This window comes from Arthrobacter sp. Bi26 (genome assembly GCF_918697925.1).
Lineage (GTDB): Bacteria > Actinomycetota > Actinomycetes > Actinomycetales > Micrococcaceae > Arthrobacter.
The window spans coordinates 1-9945 of sequence record NZ_CAKKMF010000123.1; the positions used below are offsets into that span (position 1 = coordinate 1).

Annotated in this window: 8 protein-coding genes; 4 read left to right on the forward strand and 4 right to left on the reverse strand. The window is 64.1% G+C overall.

Going from position 1 to position 9945, the window contains the following annotated elements; translation table 11 throughout:
* Both LQV16_RS21455 and LQV16_RS21460 read left to right on the forward strand, forming a co-directional pair.
* Positions 1–753: 3-keto-5-aminohexanoate cleavage protein (locus tag LQV16_RS21455; RefSeq protein ID WP_229995882.1), on the forward strand; the 753-nt coding region annotated here is incomplete at its 5' end.
* Between the two features lie 10 nt (positions 754–763).
* The gene (locus LQV16_RS21460) at positions 764–1738 is read left to right on the forward strand and encodes a glycerate kinase (protein ID WP_229995883.1); all 975 of its coding nucleotides are present in this window, start codon (positions 764–766) and stop codon (positions 1736–1738) included.
* Positions 1739–3344: 1606 nt separating this feature from the next.
* On the opposite strand, the gene LQV16_RS21465 is transcribed toward LQV16_RS21460, so the two are convergent.
* The 4 genes from LQV16_RS21465 to LQV16_RS21480 form a co-directional block, all read right to left on the reverse strand.
* Positions 3345–4328 (reverse strand): LysR substrate-binding domain-containing protein, encoded by a 984-nt coding sequence (locus LQV16_RS21465; protein WP_229995884.1) that lies wholly within the window; start codon positions 4326–4328, stop codon positions 3345–3347.
* Between the two features lie 86 nt (positions 4329–4414).
* A complete protein-coding gene (locus LQV16_RS21470; RefSeq protein WP_229995885.1) occupies positions 4415–5635 on the reverse strand; it encodes an NADP-dependent isocitrate dehydrogenase in 1221 nt (406 codons plus the stop codon).
* A 119-nt stretch (positions 5636–5754) separates the two neighbouring features.
* Complete coding sequence (locus LQV16_RS21475; protein ID WP_290369411.1) at positions 5755–7614, reverse strand: phosphoenolpyruvate carboxykinase (GTP); 1860 nt, start codon at positions 7612–7614, stop codon at positions 5755–5757.
* Positions 7615–7996: 382 nt separating this feature from the next.
* Entirely contained in the window at positions 7997–8524 is a 528-nt protein-coding gene (locus LQV16_RS21480; protein ID WP_229995886.1) for a hypothetical protein, read from the reverse strand.
* A gap of 459 nt (positions 8525–8983) precedes the next feature.
* Here LQV16_RS21480 and LQV16_RS21485 point away from each other — a divergent pair, with 459 nt between their 5' ends.
* Both LQV16_RS21485 and LQV16_RS21490 read left to right on the forward strand, forming a co-directional pair.
* Positions 8984–9379 (forward strand): metalloregulator ArsR/SmtB family transcription factor, encoded by a 396-nt coding sequence (locus LQV16_RS21485; protein WP_229995887.1) that lies wholly within the window; start codon positions 8984–8986, stop codon positions 9377–9379.
* A partial coding sequence (locus LQV16_RS21490) for a SulP family inorganic anion transporter (protein ID WP_253073985.1) occupies positions 9376–9945 on the forward strand: 570 nt, incomplete at its 3' end. The genes LQV16_RS21485 and LQV16_RS21490, both read left to right, overlap by 4 nt.

A 9945-nucleotide genomic window follows, 5' to 3' on the forward strand; every position in this document is an offset into this window, starting at 1 on the left:
TCCCAGGACCCCGCCCACTTCGAACCAATCCTCGCCAAGCTCAAAGCCAACACCAACGCCGTCATCAACATCACCACCGGCGGATCCCCGCACATGACGGTCGAGGAGCGCATGCTTCCGGCCTCCGTCTTCAAGCCGGAACTGGCAAGCCTGAACATGGGCTCAATGAACTTCGGGCTGTACCCAATGCTGGACCGCTTCAAAGACTTCGAGCATGAATGGGAACGCGAAGGACTCGAGCGAAGCCGCGACCTGGTCTTCAAGAACACCTTCGCCGACATCGAAACCATCCTTAACATCGGAAACTCCAACGGAACCCGCTTCGAGTTCGAGTGCTACGACATCTCCCACCTGAACAACCTCGCGCATTTCCACGACCGCGGCCTCGCGCGCGGACCACTGTTCGTACAGTCCGTCTTCGGGCTCCTGGGGGGCATCGGAGCCCACCCGGAAGACCTCATGCACATGCGCCGCACAGCAGACCGCCTCCTGGGCGATAACTACGAATGGTCCATCCTGGGCGCCGGCAAGAACCAGATGCCACTGGCCACCATCGGCGCCGCCATGGGATCCCACGTCCGCGTGGGCCTGGAAGACTCCCTGTGGATCGGACCCGGCGAATTGGCCAAAACCAACGCCGAACAAGTCCGGCGCATCAGAACCATCCTCGAAGCGCTGAACTTCGAAGTGGCCACCCCGGACGAAGCCCGCGAAATGCTCCAACTCAAGGGCCGCGACAACGTCGGCTTCTAGGACAAAGAACATGCACATCCTCATCGCCCCCGACAGCTTCAAAGGCACCTTCACCGCCTCCCGCGTCGCCAACCTGATCGCCGCCGGCGCCCGGGCCTACGGCGCCGACGCCACCGAACTCCCCGTAGCCGACGGCGGTGAGGGCACCTACGAAATTCTGAGCAGCTCCCTCGGAGCCGAGGAGGTCCGCGTGGACACCGTCGGCCCCTGGCGCGATCCGCTACGGGCCTCCTACGGGCTGGCCCCGAACGGCACGGCAGTGATCGGCCTGGCCGCAGCCAGCGGCATCACCGCACCCTGCCCGGGAGAGCGGAACGCCCTCACGGCCGACACCTACGGAACAGGCGTCCTGATGGCCCACGCAGCCGCAAGCGGTGCCCGCCGGATCCTCGTCGCCGCCGGCGGCAGCGCGACAACCGACGGAGGCAGCGGCGCGATCACAGCGATCGAGGAGCGCGGCGGGTTACGCGGCGCCTCCGTGACAGTGCTCAGCGACGTAACCACTGCCTTCGAGGACGCCGCCCGCGTCTTCGGACCGCAGAAGGGCGCAGGACCGACGGAGGTAGATCAGCTCACCGCCCGGCTAAACGCCCAAGCCTCGGACTACCCGCGCGATCCGCGCGGGGTCCCACGAACCGGCGCGGCAGGTGGCTTCAGCGGAGGCATGTGGTCGATGTACGGGGCGGCGTTAGTACCCGGAGCAAAATTCGTGCTGGACCTCCTGGACTTTGACCGATCGGCAGCGGAGGCCGACGCCATCGTGGTCGGCGAAGGCCGCCTCGACTCACAGACGGGACAAGGCAAGATCATTTCGGAGATCCTTGCCCGCCGCACCGGAAAACCCGTCTACGCCATAGTCGGCTCAATCCACCCCGACCTCGGAGACTATGCTGACAATTTCGCCGACGTCATCATTGCATCCCATGCCACTGAACTGAAGGACGCCGGATACCGCGTCGCCAGCCAGGTCGCAGCCGCGGAGTGAGCTACCAGGTTTTATCGGCGACGCCCACCTGCCCCAGCCAGGCACCGACATGATGCCCAGCCTCGGTTTCGTACCTGGGCCCGTATCCCAAGGAAACAACAGCATGCCCCGCAAACTCATCACAAGAACGGATAAGACCTTGTAAAGGATCATCGCTGACCTGTTCGTCCAACACTCTGCCGACAAGGAGACTCAGCTGATCTTGGCGCTCGAAACTGCCGTTCAGGCAGCCAGCTCAAGAGCTTGTGGCGTGCTCCTCACCCCGTCGCCTTATCTCCCATGGTGCCGTACGGATAGACATATGAATTAGATCTGTCCCCCTTATAGCGTCTGCGAGACGACTTCCCGATGCGGTCCAGCCCTACCTGGGATCACTTTAGGCACCGCGGTCTGGTCGGTTCAAACAAGGGCCAACGTCGTGGTCCGATGTTGGGAACAAACGCACGTGCATTGCTGACCGCAGCTGCGAAGTACGGTCCTGGTAGTCAGCATGGGGTACACCCTAATCTGACGTCGTCAGGCTTCCCTTTACTCCCCAGCGATCCTTCAAGACCCCAATCGCCCGCGGCCGGAAACATCCCCCTGCGGCGACGTTCCGCGTGAAAGGCTCTTAGCTGCCGTTACGGAAGGAGCACGGAAGGCATTCTTCCTGCCGCAGTTGATCCCGTCCCCGCGATGTCAGCTTCGAGTTGTCGGCCTCGGGCAACATGCAAAGACCCTAACCGCCAAGGGGGCCCTGCGTCCTAGGTGTACTGAGAGCGGAATTGATCGCGAACGTGGCGACTGGCCAGCTATCCACTAACACGACCACTAACGTGCGGGCATGAACTCCTGTTTCGGTGCGACCGCTCCGGCCCCCCACAGCCTGCGCCTGCAGCTCCCCCCGAGAACCTTGCGTCTCACGGGAATCAGGTCGTTGAAGACTCGCGGCCGCATGAACTTATGTAGGCCGAGAAGTAAAGACGGAGACAGCCTGAGGGTCAACGAAAAAAGCAGACCTAAGTGTGGACAGTATCCACACCCGCATTCGCCGGACAAACCCGCCGTAGCCGGATTGCTTTGGACCGCAAGAAACTGAACGGTGGGAAACCAGGACAAATCATTCTTGGTCATGTCGTCAACACACCCCTTGGACATGAAGGTGTATGGCCGATAAGGGCCACCAGAACACGCCAGAGAAGAGGACAAATTACCCTACATCCCAGCAGGCGGAGGGCCCGCCAGCCAGGGCCCTGAACCGCCACCCCACACACCTGAATAGGCCCACCGCGGCGGCCGGGCCACAGCCCGCGAACCTAGCGTCAGAGGAACGCCACCACAAGCTATGTCAACACGTTAAAGCAAAAACCCCTCTGACGAGGGGTTATGCTGTGCCCGAGGTGGGACTCGAACTGCATTCCAACCCCTGCAAACTCTGGGAACTCCCGGAAACATAACGAATCCGGGCCAGTCCGGCAGCAGTACGATCCGATCCACAGCCCAAAATGTGCACAATGTACACACGCCAAATTGGCCAACTCAGAGCATCGCAGCCACCAGCCGCACCCACGCCGAGGTGCGGCTGTTCTATATTCTGGGCCAGGAGCCTTCCGGAACGAAATTCCGGTCAGCCGAAGCTCAGGCGCCCTCTGCCTCGGCGGACAGACGGTCCATTATCGGCGCCTCCGGGTTCTTCCCGGGGCGCCCATTCGCCAATGAGCTTCAGTGCTAGTGACCGGCCTCTACGCGGCCGACGATGGCGGTCTCCCGGTCGCGCACTTCGGCGGTTACCGCGCGGAATGCCTCTGTGTGGGCCGTGCCGGGCCGCGCCATGCCATGCCAAAGCAAGCACCGAGCCGGGCACGTCCACAATGGGTCGGTAGACGATTGAGGCCCGAGGCGCGAGCCGAGCCATGCTGATCATGGTTACGCTGAGCGCCATGCCAGCTGACACAGTTTCCATTTCCTCCTCCACTGACGAGTTGACCGGCCCGATCCGCGGCGGTAACTCCTCCTCCAGGCCGCTGTCGCGCAATGTCCAAAACGCCCGCCAGCTCGCATCAGCCGTGCGAGGCGCACTGATGGTCTGATCCGCCAGGTCTTTCAGACGTACGGACTCCGAAGCCGCCAGGGAATGTCCACGTGGTAAGCCGGCCGCTCGGGACTCAACGAAGATGTGCTCCGTGCACAGATCCGGGAGGTCGATGGGGAGTCGTACGAAGGCGGCGTCAGACTCTCCGGATAGCAGGCCGCATGAAGGATCGTTCAGGTTGAAACTCTCCAGTTCGATGGTCAAGTCCGGATAGCGGGACCGGAACGTATCGACGATCGGTGGCATGAGTTCGAGCGCAGAGGAAACAGTGAAACCCATCTTTAGCACGCCCAGCTGTCTCCTTTGCACACGCCGGGCGGCCTCCACGCCGGCGTCGAGCTCAACGAGAGCACGTCGGGTTGCAGGCAGGAACTCTTCACCTGCCTCCGTGAGTGCCACGTTGCGCGTCGTCCGTTCCAGCAGGGCGGCTCCAACGTCCCGCTCCAGCTCAGCAATGCTCTGGCTGATGCCCTGCTGCGAAATGTACAGACTCTCCTGCGTGGCACGGGTGAAGTTCAAAGTTTGGCCAACGTAAGCGCGGACTGTGAGCACGCAACACCGGGTAACTGTCGCCCACGTAACGTCAACGGGCGCGTGGAGATGGGCTAGCCCAGCCGTGCCTTCAGGTGCTCGTCCAGTGCAGCGAGGAATTCCTCGGTGCTCAGCCATTCCTGGTCCGGGCCCACCAGAAGCGCCAGGTCTTTGGTCATCTGACCGGCTTCGACCGTCTTGATGACGACGTCTTCGAGAGTGATGGCAAAGTCAATGACGGCAGGGGTGTTGTCCAGTTTGCCGCGGTGCATGATGCCGCGGGTCCAGGCGAAGATCGAGGCGATCGGGTTGGTGGAGGTCGGCTTGCCCTGTTGGTGCTGGCGGTAGTGGCGCGTCACGGTGCCGTGTGCGGCTTCGGCCTCGACGGTCTTGCCGTCCGGGGTCATCAGCACGGAGGTCATCAGACCAAGCGAGCCGTAGCCCTGGGCGATCGTGTCCGACTGGACGTCGCCGTCGTAGTTCTTGCAGGCCCAGACGTAGCCGCCTTCCCACTTCATCGCCGACGCGACCATGTCATCGATCAGGCGGTGTTCGTAGCTGAGGCCGGCGGCTTCGAACAGATCCTTGAACTCGGCGTCGAACACTTCCTGGAACAGATCCTTGAACTGGCCGTCGTAGGCCTTCAGGATCGTGTTCTTGGTGGAGAGGTACACCGGGTAGTTCCGCTGCAGCCCGTAGGCGAAGGAAGCTCGGGCGAAGTCGCGGATGGAGTCATTGAAGTTGTACATGCCCATCGCCACCCCTCCCCCGTCGGGGTAGGTGACCACCGTCTGCTTGATCTCTTCGCCGCCGTCGGAGGGCGTGAACGTCAGGGTTAGCGTTCCGGCCCCCGGGGCCTTGAAGTTGGTGGCGCGGTACTGGTCGCCGAAGGCGTGGCGTCCGATGATGATTGGCTTGTTCCAGCCTGGGACCAGGCGCGGGATGTTGGAGATGATGATCGGCTCGCGGAAGACGACCCCGCCCAGGATGTTGCGGACGGTTCCGTTCGGGGAGACCCACATCTTCTTCAGGCCGAATTCTTTGACCCGGGCCTCGTCCGGGGTGATGGTGGCGCATTTGATGCCCACGTTGTACTTCTTGATCGCGTTCGCGGCGTCGATGGTGACCTGGTCATCGGTCGCGTCACGATTCTGGATGGACAGGTCGAAGTATTTCAGGTCCACATCCAGATACGGAAGGATCAGGCGGTCTTTGATGAACTGCCAGATGATGCGGGTCATTTCGTCGCCGTCAAGCTCCACAATGGAGCCAACGACCTTGATCTTTTCGTTCATACGCTCTCCTTGATTTCATGGGCACAATGCCCCACACCGATGGTGGTCTCTGACATCTGCGAACCCGGGGTGGCGCTCGGTGCACGACGGTTCCGGGCACCGGGTGCCACCCCTGGCTCCTATCGGGAGCTGATGCGCGGCGTCCCCCGGCGGGCAGCGAATCGGTTTTTGACGCGTTGCAGCTCGGCCGGCAGTTCGGGGGGCAGCGAGTCACCGAACCGGGCGTACCACTGATCGATGCTGTCGATTTCCTGGGCCCATTCCTGTGAATCGACCGCCAGGGCGGCACTGAGGTGTCCGCGGGTGACATCGAGGCCTTCGACGTCGAGGGACTCCGGTGCGGGAACGAAGCCGATGGGAGTTTCAATGGCAGCGGCTGTCCCCTCGAGCCGTTCGATGGCCCATTTCAGGACGCGGGAGTTGTCTCCGAATCCGGGCCACAGGAAGCCACCAACGCTGTCGCGGCGGAACCAATTGACCAGGAAGATCCGGGGCAATGTGGCGGGATTGGCTGCCCGGCCGATCTCCAGCCAGTGGTTGAGGTAGTTTCCGGCGTCGTAGCCGATGAAGGGGAGCATGGCCATCGGATCGCGGCGGACGACCCCGACTTGGCCGGCGGCAGCCGCTGTGGTCTCAGAGGACAGCGTCGACCCCATGAAAACACCGCCCACCCAGTCCCTGGACTCGGTGACCAGGGGGATGGTTGTCTTCCGGCGCCCACCGAAGAAGATGGCCGAGAGCGGCACGCCCTGCGGTTGGTAGTATTCCTCGGCCAGGATATCGACCTGGCTGATGGGGGTGCAGAACCGCGAGTTGGGATGGGCCGCGGGCCTGCCGGAGCCCGGCGTCCAGTCCTGGCCCGTCCAGTCGGTCAGGTGTTCCGGGGTGTCCCGGGTCATGCCTTCCCACCAGACGCCGCCGTCATCGGTGAGAGCCACGTTGGTGAAAATGGTGTTGCCCTTGGCGATGGCGTCCATCGCGTTGGGGTTGGTGTGCCATCCGGTGCCGGGTGCAACGCCGAAGAGGCCCGCCTCGGGGTTGGTGGCCCGCAGTTCCCCGTCCTTTCCGACACGAATCCAAGCGATGTCGTCTCCCAGGGTTTCCACTTTCCAGCCGTCCACTGTGGGGTTCAGCAGCGCGAGGTTGGTCTTGCCGCAGGCCGAGGGAAACGCGGCGGAGATGTAGTAGGCCTTCTGCTCCGGGCTGGTGAGTTTGAGGATGAGCATGTGCTCCGCGAGCCAGCCCTCCTGCCGGGACATCGCGGACGCGATGCGCAGTGAGTAGCATTTCTTGCCCAGCAGCGCGTTGCCTCCGTACCCGGACCCGTAGGACCAGATGGCATTTTCCTCAGGGAAGTGGACGATCCATTTGTCGTCATTGCAGGGCCAGCTGACATCCTGCTGCCCCGGCTCCAGCGGTGCACCGACGGAGTGCAGTGCGGGGACGAAGTCCGCGTCCAGTTCGACCATTTTGGCCAGGACTTCGGAACCGGTGTGGGCCATTATGCGCATGGAGGCGACGACGTAGGCGCTGTCGGTGATCTCAACGCCGAACTTGGGGTCCTCGGCGTCGAGGTGGCCCATCACGAACGGAATCACGTACATGGTGCGTCCCCGCATGGCGCCGCGGAAGAGCCCGTTCAGCTTCTCCTTCATCTGTGCCGGCGCCATCCAGTTGTTGGTAAAGCCGGCGTCGCGTTCGTGTTCGGAGCAGATGTAGGTCTGCTCTTCGACCCGGGCAACGTCCTTGGGGTCGGAGAAGGCGGCAAACGAGTTGTGAAACCTGTCCGCGTCCAGGCGGACCAGGGTTCCGGCCGCAACGAGCCCGTCGGTGATCTGGCGGTATTCGGCTTCGGAGCCGTTGACCCAGTGGATGCGGTCCGGCTGGGTCAGGCCAGCAACTTCGCCGACCCAGTCCGAAAGCCGGGCCAGGGCGGCCGGGGCGGTATCCATGACGGTGGACTGTGTGGTGTTTGGCAAGGTTCTCTTCCTTCCCCCGCGCTTTGTGGCGTTGGCGGGGATGATCCTAGACGGTGATGGGTGGTTCATCGGAGCATCGCGGCCGGAGGCCAATAGGAGTTCAGGAGCGGCTGCGAGTCCCTCGAAGGGGGCCAGGGGCCTCAGGTTATTTACTATTTGATGAATACATCAATTTATATAATAGTCCCTATGGCACCGCCGTCGCGGACGGAGGACGGCAGGAACGTCTGAACACGGCTCAGCACCCCGTGGAGAGAAGCGAGGCAGATCACCCGATGGAACCGGGAACTACCGCGGCAGACGTGCAGCGCTGTCCCCGGTGCCCCTGCCGGGGCGGGCATGCCTTCACCGGCAACGGCAGGCAGGCGGCCTGAATTTAAGTTTAGGGTCTCGGCGTCAGACGTTCGGCGCATGGCAGGACGGTCCTGAGGTCCGGGGCGCCGGTTTCCAGGCCCGACCGGGCGAGCGCGCTGATGTCTAGGTCGGTGTTTTCGGCCAGGTGGACGACGGGGTAGCCGTTGTGCAGCAGGCGCCACCGGGGCGAGGTCCCGGACCAGGACGGTGCCGATGAAAAGACCGGCTTCGACCCTGAGGCGCCCTGGCGCCGGCCGGTTCCTGTCCGGCCTGGCACGGAGTCCTCCGAATGCTTCGGTCCCCGGCGCGGCGTCGGCGAGCCTTGCGCCGCGGTGCATTGACGCAGGACGCGCAGGCGCGGGGATGCACGGCGGATGACAGTCCCGACATCGTAAGTGGACAGGCCGGTGACGCGCCCGTCCCGAAGGCTGACCGTGAGGTGCCGGATCGAGGTGCGGCCCCCGTCGCCGGCAAGGAGCCCCACCAGGTAGCTCCCCTTGCCTGCCGGTCTGGTCAGTTCGAAGTCCACGCGCACGTCCGGGCCGGAGGTGTCCACCGACACCCCGGCGATAGGCGGAGCCGGAGCCGGAGCCGGAGGCACGGAGGCAGGAACGGGCGCGGACCGCCCTTGTCCGGGTGCCGGCAGCGGCCGCATCACGCCGCCCGCTGTCCGGGCCGCTGCCCGGGCCTGGGGGCAGGGTCCGGGCATCGGGTCCGAAGGCCGCGGTATGACGCGGCCGGCCCGGCACCTGGGAACCGGGTCCCAGATGCCGGGCATCTGTCCTCCGGCTGGCCGTGGCGGCCGGAGGGGTCTTTGTCGGGAAGGGCATTATGGTGCTCCCTTTCCCGGCCGGGCAAGGGTACCTGCGGATGCCCTGGTCCGGCGTGAAGTGGCCGTCCGGTCCGCGGAAGCCGGTGCCCGGCAGGGGCAGACTGGTCCATCCCCTGTTATATTGGATGATAGAAGTATGAAATAGTCAAGCAGAGGTTCGTAGTGAGAGGCCGGGAGGCAGGCATGGACGAGTTTTCGGATTTCCGGGCACCGTTATATGAAGTGAAGGCCAATCTTTTCAAGGGTCTGGCGCATCCCGTGCGGATCAGGGTGCTGGAGCTGCTCTCCGCGGCGCCCGAGGTATCGGTAACTGACATGCTCGCCGCGACAGGTCTGGAGGCCTCGCATCTGTCCCAGCATCTGTCCGTGCTGCGCCGTTACCACCTGGTGAAGGGCGAACGCAGGGCCCTGCAGATGTTCTATTCCCTGGCGTACCCGCAGGTCGCTGACCTGCTGTCCGTGGCACGTCTGCTGCTCAACGACATGCTGCACACCACCCGCGAGCAGCTCGAACATTCCGAGGCCACGTCTCCGGCCGCTGCGTCCCCGCTGGCTGCGGCCGACGGCAGCTCACGATGAAGGCCCTGACCGCGGCCCGGGCGCTTCTGCCCGGCCCGAGGGACTATACGGATCTGCCCCGCACCTGGAAAGGGGACCTCATCGCCGGGGTCACCGTGGGTATCGTCGCCCTCCCGCTGGCGCTGGCCTTCGGGGTCAGCTCCGGCGCCGGAGCGGCCAGCGGACTGATTACCGCTGTGATCGCCGGCATCGTCGCCGCCGTTTTCGGTGGTTCCAACATCCAGGTTTCCGGCCCGACCGGAGCGATGGTCGTCGTCCTGGGTCCCGTCATCGCCACGCAGGGCGTCGGTGCCCTGGCCGCGGTTGCCGTCCTGGCAGGGGTCATCGTGGTCGCCGCCGGTGTGCTCAAGCTCGGCCGGGTCGTGACCCTGCTGCCCTGGCCGGTGATCGAGGGGTTCACCCTCGGGATTGCCATGATCATCTTCCTGCAGCAGGTCCCCGCAGCGTTCGGCGTCAAAGCCGGACCAAGCAGCAACGCCGCCGTCTCTGCCGTCCAGGGACTCACGACGGCGTCCCCCGCCACCCTCCTTGCCCCGCTGGCACTGGTGGTCCTGGTCGCCGTCATC

Bases quoted from the DNA above. Each gene is read 5' to 3' on its own strand.
- LQV16_RS21485 (WP_229995887.1), top strand. From the start codon at position 8,984: ATGGACGAGTTTTCGGATTTCCGGGCACCGTTATATGAAGTGAAGGCC.
- LQV16_RS21470 (WP_229995885.1), bottom strand. From the start codon at position 5,635: ATGAACGAAAAGATCAAGGTCGTTGGCTCCATTGTGGAGCTTGACGGC.
- LQV16_RS21460 (WP_229995883.1), top strand. From the start codon at position 764: ATGCACATCCTCATCGCCCCCGACAGCTTCAAAGGCACCTTCACCGCC.